The sequence below is a fragment of the Streptomyces sp. NRRL B-1140 genome (assembly GCF_001280065.1).
Classification (GTDB): Bacteria; Actinomycetota; Actinomycetes; order Streptomycetales; family Streptomycetaceae; genus Streptomyces.
The window spans coordinates 21,676-39,108 of record NZ_LGEA01000105.1; the positions used below are offsets into that span (position 1 = coordinate 21,676).

General features: G+C 72.7%; 19 protein-coding genes. 13 read left to right on the forward strand and 6 right to left on the reverse strand.

The window, feature by feature from the left end; translation table 11 throughout:
* Positions 1-43 precede the first annotated feature (43 nt).
* A complete protein-coding gene (locus tag ADK65_RS24090; protein ID WP_053672540.1) occupies positions 44-1,009 on the reverse strand; it encodes an NAD-dependent epimerase/dehydratase family protein in 966 nt (321 codons plus the stop codon).
* Positions 1,010-1,214: 205 nt separating this feature from the next.
* Positions 1,215-1,742 carry a hypothetical protein gene (locus tag ADK65_RS24095; protein ID WP_053672457.1) on the reverse strand — a complete coding sequence of 176 codons (528 nt, stop codon included), beginning with the start codon at positions 1,740-1,742 and terminating at the stop codon, positions 1,215-1,217.
* A 331-nt stretch (positions 1,743-2,073) separates the two neighbouring features.
* Between ADK65_RS24095 and ADK65_RS24100 the strand changes: the two genes are divergently transcribed.
* The 3 genes from ADK65_RS24100 (at position 2,074) to ADK65_RS24110 (ending at position 4,068) form a co-directional block, all read left to right on the forward strand.
* Complete coding sequence (locus tag ADK65_RS24100) at positions 2,074-2,637, forward strand: cysteine hydrolase family protein (RefSeq protein WP_053672458.1); 564 nt, start codon at positions 2,074-2,076, stop codon at positions 2,635-2,637.
* Positions 2,638-2,914: 277 nt separating this feature from the next.
* Positions 2,915-3,538, forward strand: a complete 624-nt coding sequence (locus tag ADK65_RS24105; RefSeq protein WP_053672542.1) for a hypothetical protein — start codon at positions 2,915-2,917, stop codon at positions 3,536-3,538.
* Complete coding sequence (locus tag ADK65_RS24110; RefSeq protein WP_053672459.1) at positions 3,535-4,068, forward strand: hypothetical protein; 534 nt, start codon at positions 3,535-3,537, stop codon at positions 4,066-4,068. Before ADK65_RS24105 ends, ADK65_RS24110 begins: the two co-directional genes overlap by 4 nt.
* A gap of 15 nt (positions 4,069-4,083) precedes the next feature.
* Here ADK65_RS24110 and ADK65_RS24115 read toward each other — a convergent pair whose 3' ends face one another.
* The gene (locus tag ADK65_RS24115; protein ID WP_053672460.1) at positions 4,084-4,407 is read right to left on the reverse strand and encodes a hypothetical protein; all 324 of its coding nucleotides are present in this window, start codon (positions 4,405-4,407) and stop codon (positions 4,084-4,086) included.
* A 200-nt stretch (positions 4,408-4,607) separates the two neighbouring features.
* On the opposite strand from ADK65_RS24115, the gene ADK65_RS24120 reads away from it, so the two are divergent.
* Positions 4,608-5,462: a fructosamine kinase family protein gene (locus ADK65_RS24120; RefSeq protein WP_053672461.1), complete on the forward strand. Its 855-nt coding sequence runs from the start codon at positions 4,608-4,610 to the stop codon at positions 5,460-5,462.
* A 6-nt stretch (positions 5,463-5,468) separates the two neighbouring features.
* On the opposite strand, the gene ADK65_RS24125 is transcribed toward ADK65_RS24120, so the two are convergent.
* On the reverse strand, positions 5,469-7,127 hold the full coding sequence (locus tag ADK65_RS24125) for a catalase (RefSeq protein ID WP_053672462.1): 1,659 nt from the start codon (positions 7,125-7,127) through the stop codon (positions 5,469-5,471).
* Positions 7,128-7,361: 234 nt separating this feature from the next.
* Here ADK65_RS24125 and ADK65_RS24130 point away from each other — a divergent pair, with 234 nt between their 5' ends.
* Positions 7,362-8,027, forward strand: a complete 666-nt coding sequence (locus ADK65_RS24130; protein WP_053672463.1) for a hypothetical protein — start codon at positions 7,362-7,364, stop codon at positions 8,025-8,027.
* Between the two features lie 3 nt (positions 8,028-8,030).
* Here ADK65_RS24130 and ADK65_RS24135 read toward each other — a convergent pair whose 3' ends face one another.
* Positions 8,031-8,267, reverse strand: a complete 237-nt coding sequence (locus tag ADK65_RS24135; RefSeq protein ID WP_053672464.1) for a hypothetical protein — start codon at positions 8,265-8,267, stop codon at positions 8,031-8,033.
* 330 nt (positions 8,268-8,597) lie between these two features.
* Here ADK65_RS24135 and ADK65_RS24140 point away from each other — a divergent pair, with 330 nt between their 5' ends.
* Genes ADK65_RS24140 through ADK65_RS24165 form a run of 6 tightly spaced genes read left to right on the forward strand, consistent with a single transcriptional unit; the run spans position 8,598 to position 13,970 of the window.
* Positions 8,598-10,136 carry an ATP-binding protein gene (locus ADK65_RS24140; RefSeq protein ID WP_053672468.1) on the forward strand — a complete coding sequence of 513 codons (1,539 nt, stop codon included), beginning with the start codon at positions 8,598-8,600 and terminating at the stop codon, positions 10,134-10,136.
* Positions 10,133-10,555, forward strand: coding sequence for a roadblock/LC7 domain-containing protein (locus ADK65_RS24145; RefSeq protein ID WP_053672470.1), 423 nt, complete (start codon positions 10,133-10,135; stop codon positions 10,553-10,555). The genes ADK65_RS24140 and ADK65_RS24145 overlap by 4 nt, the downstream gene beginning before the upstream one ends.
* Positions 10,552-10,914 carry a DUF742 domain-containing protein gene (locus ADK65_RS24150; protein WP_053672472.1) on the forward strand — a complete coding sequence of 121 codons (363 nt, stop codon included), beginning with the start codon at positions 10,552-10,554 and terminating at the stop codon, positions 10,912-10,914. The genes ADK65_RS24145 and ADK65_RS24150 overlap by 4 nt, the downstream gene beginning before the upstream one ends.
* Positions 10,886-11,512, forward strand: a complete 627-nt coding sequence (locus ADK65_RS24155; protein WP_053672473.1) for a GTP-binding protein — start codon at positions 10,886-10,888, stop codon at positions 11,510-11,512. Before ADK65_RS24150 ends, ADK65_RS24155 begins: the two co-directional genes overlap by 29 nt.
* Positions 11,509-12,747, forward strand: a complete 1,239-nt coding sequence (locus ADK65_RS24160; RefSeq protein WP_053672475.1) for a cytochrome P450 — start codon at positions 11,509-11,511, stop codon at positions 12,745-12,747. The genes ADK65_RS24155 and ADK65_RS24160 overlap by 4 nt, the downstream gene beginning before the upstream one ends.
* Positions 12,744-13,970, forward strand: a complete 1,227-nt coding sequence (locus ADK65_RS24165; RefSeq protein ID WP_053672477.1) for a cytochrome P450 family protein — start codon at positions 12,744-12,746, stop codon at positions 13,968-13,970. The genes ADK65_RS24160 and ADK65_RS24165 overlap by 4 nt, the downstream gene beginning before the upstream one ends.
* A gap of 229 nt (positions 13,971-14,199) precedes the next feature.
* On the opposite strand, the gene ADK65_RS24170 is transcribed toward ADK65_RS24165, so the two are convergent.
* Entirely contained in the window at positions 14,200-15,690 is a 1,491-nt protein-coding gene (locus ADK65_RS24170) for a helix-turn-helix domain-containing protein (protein WP_053672480.1), read from the reverse strand.
* A gap of 171 nt (positions 15,691-15,861) precedes the next feature.
* On the opposite strand from ADK65_RS24170, the gene ADK65_RS24175 reads away from it, so the two are divergent.
* Both ADK65_RS24175 and ADK65_RS24180 read left to right on the forward strand, forming a co-directional pair.
* Positions 15,862-16,482 carry an L-threonylcarbamoyladenylate synthase gene (locus ADK65_RS24175; protein ID WP_053672481.1) on the forward strand — a complete coding sequence of 207 codons (621 nt, stop codon included), beginning with the start codon at positions 15,862-15,864 and terminating at the stop codon, positions 16,480-16,482.
* A gap of 145 nt (positions 16,483-16,627) precedes the next feature.
* Complete coding sequence (locus tag ADK65_RS24180) at positions 16,628-17,383, forward strand: dienelactone hydrolase family protein (protein WP_053672483.1); 756 nt, start codon at positions 16,628-16,630, stop codon at positions 17,381-17,383.
* Positions 17,384-17,433 lie beyond the last annotated feature (50 nt).

The following is a 17,433-nucleotide window of genomic DNA, read 5'->3' on the forward strand; positions in this document are numbered from 1 at the left end:
GTAGACACCTGGGACGCGGCTGGTGCGGGGTGCCCGGGCGGGTTCACTCCTCGGTGCCGGCCTCGCGGAACCAGGCGATCGTGCGCCGCAGCCCCTCCTCGGCGCGCACCTGCGGGTCCCAGCCGAGCTTGTCGCGGGCCAGCGTGATGTCCGGGCAGCGAACGGCCGGGTCGTCCACGGGGCGTTCGACGTAGCGGACCTCGGAGGGGGAACCGGCGAGTTCGACGATGAGACGGGCCAGGTCGAGCATGGTGATCTCGGTCGGGTTGCCGATGTTTACGGGGCCGCGCATGCCGTGGGCGGCGGCGGCGAGGATGCCGCGAACGGTGTCGTCGACGTAGCACAGCGACCGGGTCTGGCGGCCGTCGCCGGTGACGGTGAGGGGCTCGCCGGCCAGGGCCTGCCGTACGAAGGTCGGCACCGCCCGTCCGTCGTGGCCGCGCATACGGGGGCCGTAGGTGTTGAAGAGCCGCACGATGCAGGTGTCGGTGCCCTCGGTCTCGGCGTGGGCGGTGGTCAGTGCCTCACCGAAGCGTTTGGCCTCGTCGTAGACGCTGCGCGGCCCGACGGGGTTGACGTTGCCCCAGTAGCGCTCGTCCTGGGGGTTCTGCTGCGGGTCGCCGTAGACCTCGGAGGTCGAGGCGAGGACGAAGCGGGCGCGGGCGGAGTGCGCGAGCTCCAGGACGTTGCGGGTGCCGAGGCTGCCGGTCTCCAGGGTGTGCAGCGGGAGGCGCAGGTAGTCCGCCGGGGACGCCGGGGAGGCGAAGTGCAGCACGAGGTCCGGCGGCCGTTTGATCCGCAGCCCCTCGGACACGTCGGCCTGGACGAGCGTGAAACCGGGCCGTTCGAGCAGCGGCGATATGTTCTCGGGCCGACCGGTGCTGAAGTCGTCGACGCAGGTGACGGCCGCGCCCGCGTCCAGGAGGGCGGCGCACAGGTGGGAGCCGACGAACCCGGCGCCACCGGTGACGACGGCGTGTTCCCAGGTCCGCGAGAGGGCGGTGCTCATGTCGGTCTCTCTTCCGTCGGCGGCGGCGCGCGGCACGACGGTCGCGCTCCGGCCGGCGAAGGGGCCGGAGTGCCGTCGAGCTCACGCCCAGCCTCCGATGGCCGTGCGGGCACGGCACGGCCGCGTACGGCAAACCGGTGAGTCACGGAGGGTGAGAGGGCTCGGTGCGGAGCTGTCCGTCCAGGTCGGCGGATGCGTCCGGGCCTCAGGCGATCAGCGTGCGGCCCGGGTTCAGGCGGTGGAGAAGCTGGTCCTGGTGCAGGCCGGCGACCGGGGCGAGCAGGTCGGGGTGGCGCAGCAGGGCGGCGGCGTTCCGGTCGCGGTCGTCGGGGGCGACGAGCCGGCGGAACTCCGCCGGTGCGCCGGTGCTGTGGTTGCCGCCGGCGAGCGCGGCCACCGCCCGGGCCGCCAGCTCCTGGTCGGTGAGCAGACTGGCCGCCCAGCTGGCGACGACCTCGTCCACCCAGGTACGCCAGGCCTGTGCGTCCATGTCGTCGCCGAGGGCGGCGTCGGCACCGGTGACCCAGTCGAGCCGCCCGGAGCCACCGGGGCCGGCCATGCCGAGCAGGGCGGCGTCCATCACCGTCGGGTACCTGAGCCAGGCCGCGACGGTCACGGCCTGCCGGGCCTGCACCTCGCACAGGACGGCGGCCAGCGCGCCGCCGGAGGCGGGGAAGGCGCGGGTCAGCCACTGGGCGGTCGCCGCGATGACAGGGGAGAGATCTGCGTGCACTGCGGAACGTCCGGAGGAAGGGGGCGGGTATCGGGATCTGGTCGTAGACGGTAACCGGCGCTCGACGCACCCGGACGTGATCGGGACCTCGTCCAGGACGTGGCCTCGGCCACATCACCGACGGGAGGGCGTGCCCGTGCCGCGTCGTGCCCCTCGCCCGCCACAAACCCGAGACCGCCAAGGCCGGACTTTACGGCCGTAGGTTCGGTGCCGGTAATGGCTCCTGCGGAGGGCCGACACGAACCGATCGAGGATCTCCCGAACCCCCGGTCACGGCTCCGTCGATCCACCAGACTTGCTCTTGTCTCGGCACGGAGAGGGGATGACAGACATGGCGAACAGCGCACTTCTGGTGATGGACGTCCAACGGGACGTCGTTGCCATCGCCGATGACGGTTCCGGATACCTGACCCGCCTGCGCAAGGCGATCGACGGTGCCCGGGCCGCCGGAATACCCGTGATCTACGTGGTGCTCGAGTTACGGCCGGGCGATCCGGAAGTCAGCCCCCGCAACAAGGTGATGACGAACGCCGTGCGGGCCGGCCTGTTCACCGAGGGGGCTCCCGGCACCCGGATCCATGACGACGTCGCGCCGCGGCAGGGCGACGTCGTGGTCACCAAGAGGCGGGGGAGCGCGTTCTCCGGCAGCGACCTCGACCTGGTGCTCAGGGCGCGCGACATCGACAGCCTCGTCCTCGCCGGCATCGCCACCAGCGCCGTCGTGCTGTCCACTCTGTGGCATGCCATTGACCTGGACTTCGGCATCACCGTTCTGGCGGACGCCTGCCTCGACACCGACCCCGAAGTGCACCGGCTCCTCATCGAGAAGCTGTTCCCGCAGTGGGCGGAAGTCGTCGCCGTCGAGGACTGGCTCAAGGCCATGGCGCCGCAATAGCGGAAGGCCGGCCTCGCGTGCGAGGCGAGCCGGCATCACCTCCCGCCGGCCGGGAGGCCAGTCGACGTCGCGCCCGGCGGCGGGCCGCGGGCACGCCTGGGCGGTCGCCCTGGACTTCCTCGCCGCGCACTGCGGGCCGCCGTGCTTGCCGGGGTCGCAGAGTTCGCGGAGCGGTGGTGCCCGTTTCGCCGGTACAGGCGCCGGGCACCCGGCCCGCGTGTTCTCCCACGGACCCGAACCCGCAGGTCCGGCCCGGCGCACCGGCGTCCGGTCGCCGCTGCGTTTCGACGGCTGGATCGCGGGCGTCGGCACGGCGTCCGGCGCCCGCGTGGTGCTCGGCCACTGGCCACGCTCGCCGTTCGGGCCGTTCAGCGACGTGATGGCCGAAGGGGCCGACGGACACCGGCTGCTGCTGGCCCCGACGCAGGAGACGGCGGAGTTCGTCGCCGGCACCTACGTCTTCGACGAGGTCCGGGTCGTACCGGTGGAGGTACGCGTCACCGGCCGCCGCCACTGGACCGTCACCGCCACACCGCTCCGCATGGAGTTCAGCACCGGCCGCCGGAACCTGCCGGGCATGGCGCTGCGGGCGGTTCCGGCGCGCCTCGCCGTCCGCCCGGGCTGGATCGCGCTGTGGGACCGGCCGGCCCGTCTGCTGCTGGGAGCACACACCCACGCCGGTGCCCGGGCCGGACGGCACCAGTGGTACGGCGCCCGGGATCTGCACCCGGTCACCTCGGCCACCGTGACCTGGAAGGGCGAGAGCCTCGGCGCCCTCGCCCCGGTCGAGCCCCCCGTGCGCTTCGGGACCGGCTCGACGCCCCGCCCTCCCTGTCTCGTGCGGGTCACCACGACGGTGACCGTGGAGCAGGGCCGGAGTACGACAGGAGTCGCGTCATGACGGAACAGCGAGCGGATTCGCCGGGCGCCGAGCGTGCCCCGGCCACCGACATGTCCCTGCTGGGCATCTACCTCAACGACCATCTCGCCGGTGCCACCGCCGGCACGGCGCGGGTGCGCTACCTGCTGCGTTCGTGCCGCGGCTCGGCGCTCGCCGACGCCCTGGCCCCGGTCGCCGACGAGATCGCCGAGGACCGGGCGACGCTGCTCCACCTCATGCGGCGCCTGGACGTCCCGGTGCGCCGCTACAAGGTGTACGCGGGCCGGGCGGCCGAGCAGGTGGGGCGGCTGAAGAGCAACGGCAGCCTGGTACGGCGCTCACCGCTGACCACCCTGTGGGAGCTGGAGGCGCTGGCACTCGGCGTGGAGGGCAAGCTGGCCTGCTGGGAGACGCTGCGCGATCTGGCCGCCACGGACGGGCGTCTCGACCGGCGGCAGCTCGACGAGCTCATCGAACGGGCCCGCCGGCAGCACGCCACACTGGAGGCGCTGCGTCACCGGCAGGTCGAGGTCGCCTTCCGCGCGGCCTGAGCGATGGGAGTGCGCTCACCAGAACCTGCTGCTGAGGGCGGGCTGGTGGGCCAGTTGCACGGCGTCGCGCAGCCGCAGCGCGACGCTGATGGTGGCGCGCAGGGCGGACGGGCGGACGCTCTGGGCGGTCTCGGTGGCGAGGACCAGCAAACAGGCCGCCGCCTGCTCGACGACCGGGACCGGCAGGGTGAAGTCATGGTCGGCGGCCTCGCGGAACGCCTTCAGCGGGACCGCGGCCCCGTCCACGGCCCGCTGCGCGGCCTGCTCCAGATGCTGAGCGGCTTGTTCGCACACGGGGGCCGGCAGGGCGATGGTGCGCTGGAACGGTGTACTCGTCATGACCCGACTGCTCCCCCGGCCACGGCCGGTTCTGTCGCCCGGGGGCGGGATTTCACCGTCCCGCGTGACCGGCGGGTGGCGAATGTGCCGGGACCGGCACAGCGGGCACGTGCGGTACAACGGCCGCCTGACAGGTCAGGTTCGACGAGGCGGTCGATCCGATTGCTCGATGCGGCTCCGAGAGCTGAGAGGGGACTCGTATGACCGTCCACGGGGACGTGGCGGCCCGGCTCACCGGGCGGGCGATCAGCGGTGAGCGACAACTGTCGGGGGATCTGGCCGAAGTCGATCTCGACGACGGGCGGGTCGTGGTCGTCAAGCGGTCCGACGCGCCGGGGGCGGCGCGAGCGGAGGCGGCGGGGTTGCGGTGGCTGGCCGCCGCGGGAAGCGTGCGCGTGCCGGTGGTGCACGGGCACGAGGACGGCTGGCTGGTCGTCGACCGGGTTGTCGAGGGGCGGCCGGACCGTGCGGCCGCGGTGCGGTTCGGGCGGGACCTCGCCGCATTGCACGCCGCCGGGGCGCCCGCGTTCGGGGCGGCGCCGCCGGGCGGCCCGGTGGACGCGTACATCGGGCTCGCGCCGATGCGCAACGAGCCGGGCACCGACTGGCCGCGCTGGTACGCCGGGCAACGCGTGCTTCCCTATCTGCGGCGGGCGGTCGACCGGGGCACGCTCCGGTCCGCGGAGGCGGTCGTCGTGGAGCGTCTGTGCGAGCGGCTGCCGCAGCTGGCCGGGCCCGCCGAGCCGCCCGCGCGGCTGCACGGCGACCTGTGGAGCGGCAATGTCCTGTGGGCGACCGACGGACACGTCCGGCTGATCGACCCGGCCGCGCACGGCGGCCACCGGGAGACGGACCTGGCGATGCTGCGGCTGTTCGGCTGCCCCCATCTGGAGCGGGTGCTGGACGGCTACCAGGAGGTCGCTCCGCTCGCGGACGGCTGGACCGAACGGGTCGGCGTGCACCAGCTGTTCCCGCTGCTGGTGCACGCCGTGCTGTTCGGCCGGGGCTATGCGGAACAGGTCCTCACTGTGGCCCGTGCGGCCCTGGACGGGTGATCCTCGTCAGCGGGTCACGACGTGCCGTTCGTCGGGGACGCAGTGGGTCATGGTCAGGCCCTCCACGTCGCGCGGCTCGTTCTTGCCGAGGTTGGCCAGACGTTCGCGATCCTCGTCCGTGAGGTCCTGGCTCGCCAGCGGCTGCAGTCCTGCCACGTCTTCCGGGCCGATGCCCAGTCCCTCGCCCACCCGCAGGCCGAGGTCGTTCTCGACGAGCAGGAAGTGCCAGACCATGCGCTCCTGGATCGCCCGGTCGCACCGGGACAGTTGACTGATGAAGTTCTTCACCAGGTCGTCGCGCTCCCAGTCCTCCAGCAGCAGGTAGCGCTGACCGGCCTGGAGGTAGTCGTTCGTGCGGGGGATGCGCTTGCGGGTGAGCCGGCCCTGGATCTCGGGCCCCTGCTCGTCATGCGTCGGGTAGCGGGCCTCGCGCAGTCCGCCGGTGATCGACGGCTCGTAGTTGACCTGCGGGTTCTCGCCTCCGCCGTCGACGTGGTAGGCCATCTGACCGTCGCGCTGGTTGGTGCGCACCTGCGCGCTCTTCGCCTGGTTGACGGGGAGCTGGAGGTAGTTCGGACCGACCCGGTAGCGCTGGGTGTCGCTGTAGGAGAAGGTCCGGCCGACGAGCATCTTGTCGTCGGAGAAGTCCAGGCCGTCGACCAGGACGCCGGTACCGAAGGAGATCTGCTCGTTCTCGGCGAAGAAGTCCTTCGGCATGCGGTCCAGCACCATCCGGCCCACCGCCTTCGGCGGGAAGTCCTGTTCGGGCCAGGTCTTGGTGTCGTCCAGCGGGTCGAAGTCGAGTTCGGGGTGGTCGTGGTCGTCCATCATCTGCACGAGCAGTTCCCACTCCGGGTGGTCACCGCGGGCGACGGCCTCGTACAGGTCCTTCGTGGCGTGGCCGAGGGTCTCGGCCTGGACGTTGGCGGCGTCCTCCTCGGTCATGCTGCGCACGCCCTGCTTGGGCATCCAGTGGTACTTGACGAGCTTGGTGTCGCCGTCGGCGTTGACCCACTTGTAGGTGTTGACGCCGAAGCCCTGCATATGGCGGTAGTCGGCGGGGATACCGCGCGGGCTGAACAGGTTGACCAGCATGTGCATGGCCTCGGGCGTCTGCGACATGAAGTCGAAGATGCGGCCGGGCTGCTGCTCGAAGGTCACCGGGTCGGGCTTGAGGGCGTGGATGACGTCCGGGAACTTGATGGCGTCGCGGATGAAGAAGACGCCCAGGTTGTTGCCGACCAGGTCCCAGTTGCCGTCCTCGGTGTAGAACTTGACGGCGAAACCGCGCGGGTCGCGGGCGGCCTCGGAGGAGTCGCGGCCGCCGATCACCGTGGAGAAGCGGACGGCCACGTCCGTGCGTTTGCCGCGCTCCTGGAACAGCTTGGCCCGGGTGTAGCGGCCGACCGGCTCGTCACCCCAGGTGCCGTAGGCCTCGAAGTGGCCGTAGGCGGTGACGCCGCGGGCGTGCACGACGCGTTCGGGGATGCGTTCCCGGTCGAAGTGACTGATCTTCTCCAGGAACTGGTAGTTCTCCAGCGTGGCGGGGCCGCGGGCACCGACGGTGCGCTGGTTCTGGTTGTCGTAGACCGGATGGCCCTGGCGGTCGGTGAGTACCTCGCGGTCGTCGCCCGGTGCGGGGCCGGTGCCGGAAACGTCCGTCATAAGCGTGGGCTCCTTCGGCTCGTGGCCGGCGACCGGCCGGGGCGGATCCTCGAAGGGCCGCCCGGCCGGTCCTGGCGGGAGGGGCCGGGTACCCGGGCGGCGCTGTCATTCACGCGCCAGGACCTCATCCGGCGGCTTTGCCGGCTCGGTGTCGATCCGCCGCCGGGCCGGGCGGTGGCATCGTGGGCCGTCGGCAACCGGCACCGACAGCGGAAACCTCGGGAGAGGAGAGGGATGCGGAACGTCTACTGGATCGGGGGCGGCAGTGGCGCGGGCAAGTCCACGATCGCCCGCCGTCTCGCCGACCGGCACGGCTGGCGTCTCTACGCGACCGACGACGCGATGGCGGATCACGCACACCGGACCACCGCCGAGGAAGCGCCCTTGCTGCACGCGTTCATGGCCATGGATGCGGACGAGCGGTGGGTCGACCGGTCCCCCGAGACCATGCTGGAGACGTTCCACTGGTTCCGGGGCGAGGCCTTCGGTCTGATCGTCGAGGATCTCGCGCGACTGCCCCGGGACGTACCCGTGGTCGTCGAGGGGTTCCGGCTGCTGCCGCGCCTGGTGCGGCCGCTGCTCACCGAGCCCGGGCACGCGGTCTGGCTGCTGCCCACACCGGAGTTCCGCCGGGCCGTGTTCGCACGTCGCGCCGCACACGGCGGAATGTTCACGCGGCGCACCGGTGATCCTGAGCGGGCGGTCCGCAACCTCGCCGCACGGGACGCCCTGTTCACCGAGCGGCTGGACGCGGAGACCACACGCCTGGGGCTGCCCGCCCTCACGGTGGACGGCGCGATGACGGAGGACGAACTCGCCGAACGGGTCGGTGGGGTCTTCCGGCTCCGACACGGAGGAGGGCCCGGACCCCGCACGGGGTCCGGGCCCTTGAGCCGGTGAGCCTCAGCCCCCGTCGAGGCGTGCGCGCAGCAGCCCCTTGCCCAGCTCGGCGCCCTTGCGGCTGTCCGCCTGGGCCTTGCGGAACAGGTCCGCGACCTCGGTGTCCTTTGCGCGCTCGGCGTCCTGGATGTAGCCCTCCAGGCGCAGGGCGTTGTTCAGACACGCCTCGACGTACCAGATGAGGTTGTAGTCCTTGTCCTGCGTACCGGTCACACCGCCGGTCTCCGATCCCGTGCTCATGCGAGCCTCCTTCGCGCGGAGCGGACCTTCTCAGGCGCCGGACGGGTACCCTCCCTCCGGCCGGGCACACAGCCCCCGCCCATCACCATGAGCGACCGCCTGATCACAGTGGTCAGATCGTGGGGTCAGACCCCTACGCACCACCAACTCACCACCCCTAGAGGGCAATTAGGGCAGTTACCCCGGAACCCCGCAGACAGCGGTCACTTTCGGAACGAAGTGGCGCTCCACCGTGCGAGGTCGGTCGATGACGGTGTGTACTGTGCTGCGGGTGGCTCGCCTGAGCGCCTCGGACACAGCCCTGCCCGACTCCCTCCTGGAATCGACTCGATGATCGAAGTACCGGACCTGGCCGTCGGCGCCCTCGCCCTCGGCACACTGTCCGCGTTCGCCCTCGGGGGCGGGCTGCTGCGCTCCCGGCGGCAGCTGGCCGCGCAGCGCGCGAAGACCGCCGCGCTGCGGGCCCGACTCGACGGCACCACACGGGCGTTCACCTCCGAGGTCGAGCATCTGGCGGCTCGGCGGGTGCCCGCGGCAGCCCGGCAGGCCGCGCATTCCCACGTCAGCGAACCCGGGCCGCTGAACCCGCAGCTGGCCGGCTCTCCCCTGGGGAGCGCCCTGGAGCGGGTTCTGACGGGGCTCCACGCCGAGCTGGCCGCGCAGCGCACCCGGATCGACGCCGCGGCTCAGGCCGGGATGCGCGGGGCCACCCGGGAGATCCAGGCCGCGCTGTACCGGCTGCAGGACGCCCTGCGGGGACTGCAACAGCGGTACGACGACCCCGAGCTGACCCAGACCCTGTTCGAACTCGACCACGAGAACGAGCAGTCGCTGCGGCGCGCCCAGATCGCCGCGGTGGTGTGCGGAGCCTGGGTGGGGCTCGCCCGGGAGGAGTCCCATCTCGTCGACGCGGTGACGGGTGGTCAGGCCCGGCTCCCGGGCTACCACCGCGTCCGGGTCAACAACCACCTTGCGGCCGGTACGGCCCTGGTGTCCCACGCCGTCGAGCCGGTCGCCATCATCGTCGCCGAGCTCCTCGACAACGCGCTGCGGTACTCCGCGCCCGACACGGACGTCGTGGTCGATCTCCAGGCGGTCCACCACGGGGTCTGCGTCACCGTGGACGACGCCGGTCTGGGCATGACGCAGGACGAGCGGGCCAAGGCCCAGCGGATGGTCGCCGGTTCGGATCCCATCCTGCTGACCGAGCTCGGGGATCCCCCGCGCATGGGGCTCGCGGCCGTCGGCCGGCTGACGCGGCAGTTCGATTTGAGCGTGGACCTGTCCTCCCCGTCGCCGTACGGCGGCGTGCGGGCGGTGCTGCGGGTCGAGAGCCATCTGCTGACGCGCATCGACCCGCAGGAGCGGCCCCCGGCGGCCAGTGCGCCGCGTTCGACCCGGCGGGAAGCCGTACGCGACGCGACGAGCGGTTCCGGCGCGCCCCGCGGTTCGGCTCAGCCGGACGCCGGGCCGCACAGGGCCGACCCTCTCCCCGGCGGCGCAGGCACGGACGGTGACGACCACGGCTACGGCACGGAGCGCCAAGCGGGCGACGACACGCTGGTCCCCGGCCACCACGGCCCGCGGGACAGCGGCGGCCTCCCCCAGCGGCGGCGCCGCGGTCGCGCCCCGGCCCCCGGCGGCACGGCCGCGGCCGACCCGGCGCCACCACGCCGTTCCCGCCGTCCCGAGGAGTCCGCCGCCGCCCTCGGCGCCCTTCAGTCCGGGACCGCGGCAGCGCGCCGGGCCGCGCGGTCGAACACAGGCGGCGTTCCAGCCGTACCAGAGGGTGCCCCGGCCGCGACCACGGCCGACGCGGCATCCGAGGAAACCGACAGCACCGGACACGAAGGGGGAACGGCTCGATGACCAGCCGCGCGACGGGGGACACGGCATGGGTGCTCGAACCGGTCCTGGAGGTGCCGCACGTCGTGGCCGCCGCCCTGCTCACCCGGGACGGTCTCGTCACCGGATACACCGACGCGCTGTCGCGGCCGTCGGCCGAGCGGGTCGCGGCCATCACCAGCACCGTGCAGGGCGCCTGCCGTACCGCGGCGGCGGCGTTCGCCGACACCGACCGGGCGGAGATCCGTCAGGTCGTCATCGAGTCGGACCACGGCTACGTGCTGATCGTGCCGACGGCCCACGGCACCTGCGTCGCCGCGTACGGCGATCCCGAGGTGCGGCTGGACCTGCTCGCCCACCGGGTGCACTCGCAGGTGGCGCGGCTGGGCGAGAAGGCGATGGCCGCCGGGACCCGAGGCGCCGAGGGCGGCACGTCGGCATGACCGGCCGCCGAGGCGGCCGTCCCCTGGTTCCCGCGTACCTGTCGACCGGCGGGGTCGCGCGGCCCAGCCGTGCGCATCTGGAACGGCTGTCGGTCCTCACCGGCAGCGGTGAGCCGGCCCCCGCCGAACTGCCCGCCGCCCAGGCGGCCCTGCTGGAGGAGCTGGGGTACGGCTCGCTGACGGTGGTGGAGGCAGCGGCCCTGCTGCGGTTGCCGGTCTCCGCGGTGCTGGTGCTGGCCGCCGACCTCCTCGACCGTGACCTGGTGCTGGCCCGTGCGCCGATCCCGCCCGCCCGGCGCTTCGACCCCGACCTGCTGAAGAGAGTGGCCGATGGCCTCCGCGACCTCAAGCACCGTTGACGCCGAGCCGCACGGTGCGGGCGTCCACCTGCCCGACACCGCCCAGGACCTGGTGAAGATCCTGATCACCGGACCCTTCGGGGTGGGCAAGACGACCCTGATCCGCTCCGTCTCCGAGATCCGGCCGCTGCACACGGAGGAGCATCTCTCAGAGGCGTCCGCGCGGGTCGACGATCTCGCCGGGGTGCGGGACAAGTCCACCACCACGGTCGCCATCGACTTCGGCCGGATCAGCCTGCCGGGCGGCATCGTGCTGTACCTGTTCGGCACACCCGGGCAGGAACGCTTCCGGGCGCTGTGGGACGACATCGCCCACGGGGCGCTCGGCGCGCTCGTGCTGGTCGACGCCCGCCGGATCGACGCCTCGTTCGACGTGCTGGGGCTGGTGGAGGAGTCGGGGCTGCCCTACGCGGTCGCCTTCAACACCTTCCCGGACGCGCCCCGCCACCACACGCCCGAGCAGTTGCGCGCCGCCCTGGACCTCGAGGCGACGACGCCCATGGTGAGGTGCGACGCGCGGGAGACGGACTCCTCGGTCGACGCCCTGCTCGCGCTGGTACAGCACTTGATCGACCACCACCCCCCGGAGCCCCGGTGACCCACCCCTCCCCCGCCGAGCAGGCCTTCTCCCTCGCGGCGCCCGTCCGCCTCTGGGAGGACGGCTTCGCCCGTGATCCCCACGCCTACTACGCCGCCCTGCGCGCCCAGGGCCCGGTCGGCTGGGCGGAACTCGCGCCGGGTGTCCCCGCCTACGTCGTCACCGACCGGCGGGCGGCTCTGGACCTGCTGCACGACACGGAGACGTTCTCCCACGACCCCCGGCCCTGGCAGGCGACCGTCCCCGACGATGCGCCGGTGCTCGGCATGATGCGCTGGCGCCCCAACACCCTGTTCGCCGACGGCGGGGCCCATCTGCGCTACCGCACCTCGCTGATCGACGCCTTCGATCTGGTGGAGCCGCACGATCTGCGGGCCCGGGTGCACCGGGCGGTGCACCTGCTGGTGAGCCGGATCGGGCCGCGCGGCGAGGCCGACCTGGTGGCCGAGTTCACCCGGCCGCTGATGGCACTGGTGTTCAACAGCCTGTTCGGCCTGCCGGACAGCGCGAGCGACCGGCTGGACGGTGCCCTGGGCAAACTGATCGAGGGCGGCGCCCAGGCGGCCGAGGGGGAAGCCGAGTTCGGCGGGTACGTGCTGGAGCTGATCGCCGCCAAGGCCGAGCGGCGAGGCGATGATCTGCCAAGCTGGCTGCTGGACCACCCGGCGGGGCTGACCCCCGAGGAGGTCACCTGGCAGGTGTTCCTCACCCTCGGCGCGGGGCACGAGCCGACGGCCAACCTGGTGTCCAACGCCCTGTCGCGGATCCTCGGCAACCCGGCCTACTACTCGACGCTGACCAGCGGCGCCCGCCCGGTGACGGACGCGGTGCTGGAGGTCCTGCACCACGAGACACCGCTCGCCAACTACGGCATCCACTACGCCCGTACGCCGGTCGCCCTGCACGGCGTGTGGATCAGGGCCGCGGTGCCGGTGGTGATCTCCTACGGCGCGCTCGCCCAGGCCGCCGAGCTGGAGCGCGGCGCGGAACGCCACCCTTCGGACGCCTCTCACCTGTCCTGGTCGGCGGGCCCGCACGCCTGTCCGGTCAAGCAGCACACCCTGCTCATCGCCACCGAGGCGATCGAACGGCTCACCCAGTGGCTGCCCGACCTCGAACCGGTCCTGCCCCGCGAGCGCCTGACGTGGCGGCCCGGTCCGTTCCACCGCTCGCTGACCGCTCTGCCCGTCCGCTTCAGCCCCCGCTCCCCCGACCAGCCAGGAGGACGACCGTGACCGTCACCGACCGCATATCTCTGGACCCGTTAGGTGCCGACATCGCCGCCGAGAGCGCCCGGCTGCGTGCCCTCGGCCCGATCGTGCCCGTGGAGCTGCCCGGAGGCATCCCGGCCTGGGCGCCGACGCGCTACGACACGCTGAAGGAGCTCATCCTCGATCCCCGGGTCAGCAAGGACCCGCGGCTGCACTGGCGGCTGTGGCCCGAGATCGCCGGGAATCCGTCGTGGGCCTGGATCCTGGGCTGGGTCGGCGTGGTGAACATGCTCTCCACCTACGGACCGGACCACACCCGGCTGCGCAAGCTGGTCGCGCCGAGTTTCACGCACCGGCGGACCGAGGCGATGCGGCCCCGGGTGGAGGCGATCACTGCGGAGCTGCTGGCCGCGCTGGAGGCCGCCGACGGCGAGGTCGTGGACGTCAAGGAGGGGCTCGCCCATCCGCTGCCGATGCGGATGATCTGCGAACTCATGGGCGTGCCGGACGGCTTGCGGGAGGACACCGGCCGGCTCATCGCGGCCATCATGGACACCTCCGATCCGAGCCCGGAGCACGCAGCGTCGGTGCAGCGGCAGATCGGGACGGTGCTGCCGGCCCTGATCGCCCACCGGGCCGCACACCCCGGGGACGACATGACGTCCGAGCTGATCCGGGTGCGCGACGAGGACGGCGACCGGCTGAGCGACGAGGAGCTGCTGTACACGCTGCTGCTGGTGATCGGCGCCGGTTTCGAGACCACCGTGAACCTCATCGGCAACGCGGTGGTCGCCCTGCTCCGCCGTCCCGGGCAACTGGCGGCCGTCCGGTCCGGGGAGATCGGCTGGGACGCCGTCGTCGACGAGACGCTGCGCGTCCACCCGTCGATCGCTTCGCTGCCGCTGCGCTTCGCCGTCACCGACCTCGCCGTCGGTGGGGTGACGATCCCGGCCGGTGACGCCATCATCACGACGTACGCCGCCGCGGGGCTCGACCCCGAGCACTACGGGCCGGACGCCGACCGCTTCGACGCCACCCGCGGCGCCGACGACCATCTGGCGTTCGGGATCGGAGTGCACCGCTGCATCGGCGCGCCGCTGGCCCGGATGGAAGCCCTCACCGCGCTGCCGGCGCTGTTCGACCGGTTCCCCGGCCTGTGCCTGGCCACCGGCGACGACGGACTGCGGCAGGTGCCGTCGTTCATCGCGTTCGGCTGGCAGGAGATTCCGGTACGTCTGCGGGGCTGACACCCCGGCGGGGGTGCCCGAGCACGGCAGCACGCGGGAGCGCGACCGGTCCCCCGTTCCGGTCGTGCCCCCGCGGTGAGTTGAACTTACGTCCCCGTCCGAGGCCTTGTGAACCGTGTCGATGCCCGCTGCGCCTACGGCGGGGCTCACCCGTGCACAGCCGAGTCCGGATGGCCCGGTTTCGTCCCGCCCCGGTCCGGACGAACGGTTGCCCCTGAGGCAAACGGGCTCACGCCGGGCCCCGAAGGACCGGCAGGTCGAGGTCGCCCACGGTCAGGTGAGCCAGGACGACCTCGTACAGGTCGGTGCCCCCGGCGAGCAGCTGGCGTTCCAGGACGGGTTCGGCGCTGCGGACGTGCTCGCGCACGGTCTGGGCGTGCACCCCCAGGGCCTGGGCGGCCCGTTCGGCGTTACCGCCGACGGCGATCCAGGTGCGCAGCGTCCGGCGGGGATTGCGGGCATCGGCGTCGAGCCGTCCCAGCAGGCCCTGCCCCCACGTGCGTATGGCGGAACCGGACAGCAGGTCGGCGAGCCGCAGATCCGGCTGCGGGGGGCCGTCGGACGGTACGTCGGGCAGGCCGATCCGGGTGTTGAGCGCCAGGTGGACCACCGCCCGGACCGTGAGGTCGGCGAAGTCGGTGCCGAGCAGGGCCTCGACGCGTTCCATGCGGGCGCGGACCGTGTTACGGCTGACGCCGAGGACCTTGGCGGTGTTGACGGCGGTGAACTCCAAACCGAGCCGGGTGGTGGCGAGGAGTTCGGCCCGGGTGTGGTGCGGCAGGGCGTCGAGGGGGCGCAGCACGCGGGATGTCCAGCCGCGCAGCGCCACCGGGTCCATCAGGCGTTCGGGGTGGGTGCGCTCGGCGTAGACGGCCGTGTTGTCGGGCCGGAAGTGTGCGACGGCCAGGGCGCTGACGGCCTGCCCGTAGGCGGTGGCGGTCTGGGCGAGGCCCTGGCGGACGCTGCCGCCGAGGAAGAGGCCGGGGGTGCGTCCGACGAGGGATCGCAGCGCCTCCCCCGTGGTATCCCTGGGGCCGACCACGATCACATGCCCGTCCATGGCCGGGCAGCGCACGACCAGGGCGTCCTCCCGGGTGCGGTCCAGGCACTCCTCGGCGACGCGGTCACGCATCTCGGGGGTGGATTCGACGACGTACACGCACGCCGTTTCGGCGTCGAGCAGCCCGGGCCAGAGTCCGGCGGCGACGCGGCGGGCGGCGATGGTGTCCTCGACCATCAGCAGTTGCAGGATCGCCAGGCGCAGGTCGGCGGTGGCCCGGCTCAGCCGGAGCCCGGCCGCGGTCGACTCGCTCGCCGTCAGCAGCAACTCGATCACCTGGGCGGTGTGCGTGACGACAGCGGAGGCCTGCCGGTCGAAGGGGTCCTGCCGGGAGACGGCCAGCACGCACGCGTGGGAGGGGTGCTCCACCCTGACCAGGCGCAGGTGGCGCTCCCGGCTCTGCCAGGCCGCGGAGGCGATCCGGCCGGTGGTGAGGTCCGCGACCAGATCCTCGTCCAGCGGGAGCCGGTTTCCGGCGACGAGGTTCCCGGCGGCGTCCTGCAGAGCCGCGGTCGCGCCCAGCGTGGCGGCGAGCCAGGCGACGACTCTGCGGACGTCGCGCCCGGCCGGGCGCAGATGCTCGAGCAGTTCCTCCGCCCACGCCGGGCGTGGGCCGGCCTGCGTCTCGCGCTGCCGGTTTCCGTCCTCTCGGCCAGCCACCTGGGCCTTCCCCTCCCTCTCGCGCCGCCTCCGGCACACCGGTCGGGGACGTTACCTCACGTCCGCAGGGCGGTTCCCGCGGCCCGGACATCGGACGGGGCGCGGGCCGGTGTGTCCCGCACCCGCCCCCTGCTGCGCCGCCGGCCCGCGCCGTCGGCATAAGCTCGGCGGATGGCGAAGTACTACGACGTGCACCCCGACAACCCGCAGGCCCGCACCATCGGCCAGATCGCCGACAGCATCCGCGCCGACGCTCTTGTCGCCTACCCCACGGACTCCTGCTACGCACTGGGCTGCCGCATCGGCAGCCGTGACGGCATCGACCGGATCCGCACGATCCGCAAGCTGGACGACCGGCACCACTTCACTCTCGTGTGCCAGGACTTCGCCCAGCTCGGCCAGTTCGTGCGGATCGACAACGACGTGTTCCGCGCGATCAAGGCGTCGACGCCCGGCAGCTACACGTTCATCCTGCCCGCGACGAAGGAGGTGCCGCGTGTGCTGCAGCACCCCAAGAAGAAGACGGTCGGGGTGCGCATCCCCGACCACGTCGTCACCCAGGCCCTGCTCGCCGAACTCGGTGAGCCGCTGCTGTCCAGCACCCTGCTGCTGCCCGGCGAGGAGGAGCCGATGACGCAGGGCTGGGAGATCAAGGACCTGCTCGACCACGTGCTGGACGGGGTGGTCGACTCCGGTGACTGCGGTACCGAGCCGACGACGGTCGTCGACTTCTCCGGCGGGGAGGCCGAGATCGTGCGGCACGGCGCGGGCGATCCCTCACGGTTCGAGTAAAACGCGCGCCAAGAGCCGTTCACGGTTCAACCGTGTGCCGGGGGTGGGCGAAATACCCCGGGACGGGCGTGTCACGATGACCATGATCCGCCCGGTCACGCGGACGGGTTGCAGTCCCCCACCCCCGCAGAGAGGCAGGCCGGCCATGACCGCCGTACAGGGAACCGCCGTCGACGTCCGCACCGAGGACGGCACCGCCGACGCGTATCTGGCCCACCCCGCGGACGGGGCCGCCCACCCGGCGGTTCTGGTGTTCATGGACGCCTTCGGTCTGCGTCCGCAGCTGCGGTCCATGGCGGACCGGCTGGCCGCCGAGGGCTACGCGGTGCTGGTGCCGAACGTGTTCTACCGGCACGGCCGCGCGCCTCTGTTCGACCTTCCGGAGTTCATCGACCCGGGGGCGCGTCCGGAGATATTCGAGCGCATCGTGCCGGTCATGCAGGACCTGACGAACGAGCGGGCGATGCGGGACGCCGGTGCGTATCTGCGCTGGCTGGCCGAGTCGCCCGCGGTGGCCGACGGCCCGGTCGCGCTGACCGGCTACTGCATGGGCGCCCGCCTCTCACTGCTCACCGCGGGCACCTACCCGGACCGGGTCGCGGCGGCGGCCGGCTTCCACGGCGGACGGCTGGCCACGGACGCCCCGGACAGCCCCCACCTGGTGGCGGGCCAGGTCACCGCGGAGCTGTACTTCGGCCACGCCGACCAGGACCACTCCCTGCCCGAGGAGCAGATCGAGCGCCTGGAGGAGGCACTGACGGCGGCGGGCGTGCGCCACCGGTGCGAGGTGTACGCGGGCGCGCCGCACGGCTTCACCCAGGCCGACACCGCGTCGTACCACCAGGAGGGCGACGAGCGGCACTGGGTGGCGTTGCTCGACCTGCTGAAGCGCACATTCTGACCTCAATCGACCCCCTGGTGACACGAGTTGGCGGCCTACCGACGGTAAGG

What these genes read in the sequence shown, in the direction of transcription:
- ADK65_RS24090 (WP_053672540.1), bottom strand. Translation starts at nt 1,009, where the DNA reads ATGAGCACCGCCCTCTCGCGGACCTGGGAACACGCCGTCGTCACCGGT.
- ADK65_RS24115 (WP_053672460.1), bottom strand. Translation starts at nt 4,407, where the DNA reads ATGACGAGTACACCGTTCCAGCGCACCATCGCCCTGCCGGCCCCCGTG.
- ADK65_RS24135 (WP_053672464.1), bottom strand. Translation starts at nt 8,267, where the DNA reads ATGAGCACGGGATCGGAGACCGGCGGTGTGACCGGTACGCAGGACAAG.
- ADK65_RS24140 (WP_053672468.1), top strand. Translation starts at nt 8,598, where the DNA reads ATGATCGAAGTACCGGACCTGGCCGTCGGCGCCCTCGCCCTCGGCACA.
- ADK65_RS24130 (WP_053672463.1), top strand. Translation starts at nt 7,362, where the DNA reads ATGCGGAACGTCTACTGGATCGGGGGCGGCAGTGGCGCGGGCAAGTCC.
- ADK65_RS24150 (WP_053672472.1), top strand. Translation starts at nt 10,552, where the DNA reads ATGACCGGCCGCCGAGGCGGCCGTCCCCTGGTTCCCGCGTACCTGTCG.
- ADK65_RS24175 (WP_053672481.1), top strand. Translation starts at nt 15,862, where the DNA reads ATGGCGAAGTACTACGACGTGCACCCCGACAACCCGCAGGCCCGCACC.
- ADK65_RS24120 (WP_053672461.1), top strand. Translation starts at nt 4,608, where the DNA reads ATGACCGTCCACGGGGACGTGGCGGCCCGGCTCACCGGGCGGGCGATC.
- ADK65_RS24125 (WP_053672462.1), bottom strand. Translation starts at nt 7,127, where the DNA reads ATGACGGACGTTTCCGGCACCGGCCCCGCACCGGGCGACGACCGCGAG.
- ADK65_RS24100 (WP_053672458.1), top strand. Translation starts at nt 2,074, where the DNA reads ATGGCGAACAGCGCACTTCTGGTGATGGACGTCCAACGGGACGTCGTT.
- ADK65_RS24110 (WP_053672459.1), top strand. Translation starts at nt 3,535, where the DNA reads ATGACGGAACAGCGAGCGGATTCGCCGGGCGCCGAGCGTGCCCCGGCC.
- ADK65_RS24155 (WP_053672473.1), top strand. Translation starts at nt 10,886, where the DNA reads ATGGCCTCCGCGACCTCAAGCACCGTTGACGCCGAGCCGCACGGTGCG.
- ADK65_RS24145 (WP_053672470.1), top strand. Translation starts at nt 10,133, where the DNA reads ATGACCAGCCGCGCGACGGGGGACACGGCATGGGTGCTCGAACCGGTC.
- ADK65_RS24180 (WP_053672483.1), top strand. Translation starts at nt 16,628, where the DNA reads ATGACCGCCGTACAGGGAACCGCCGTCGACGTCCGCACCGAGGACGGC.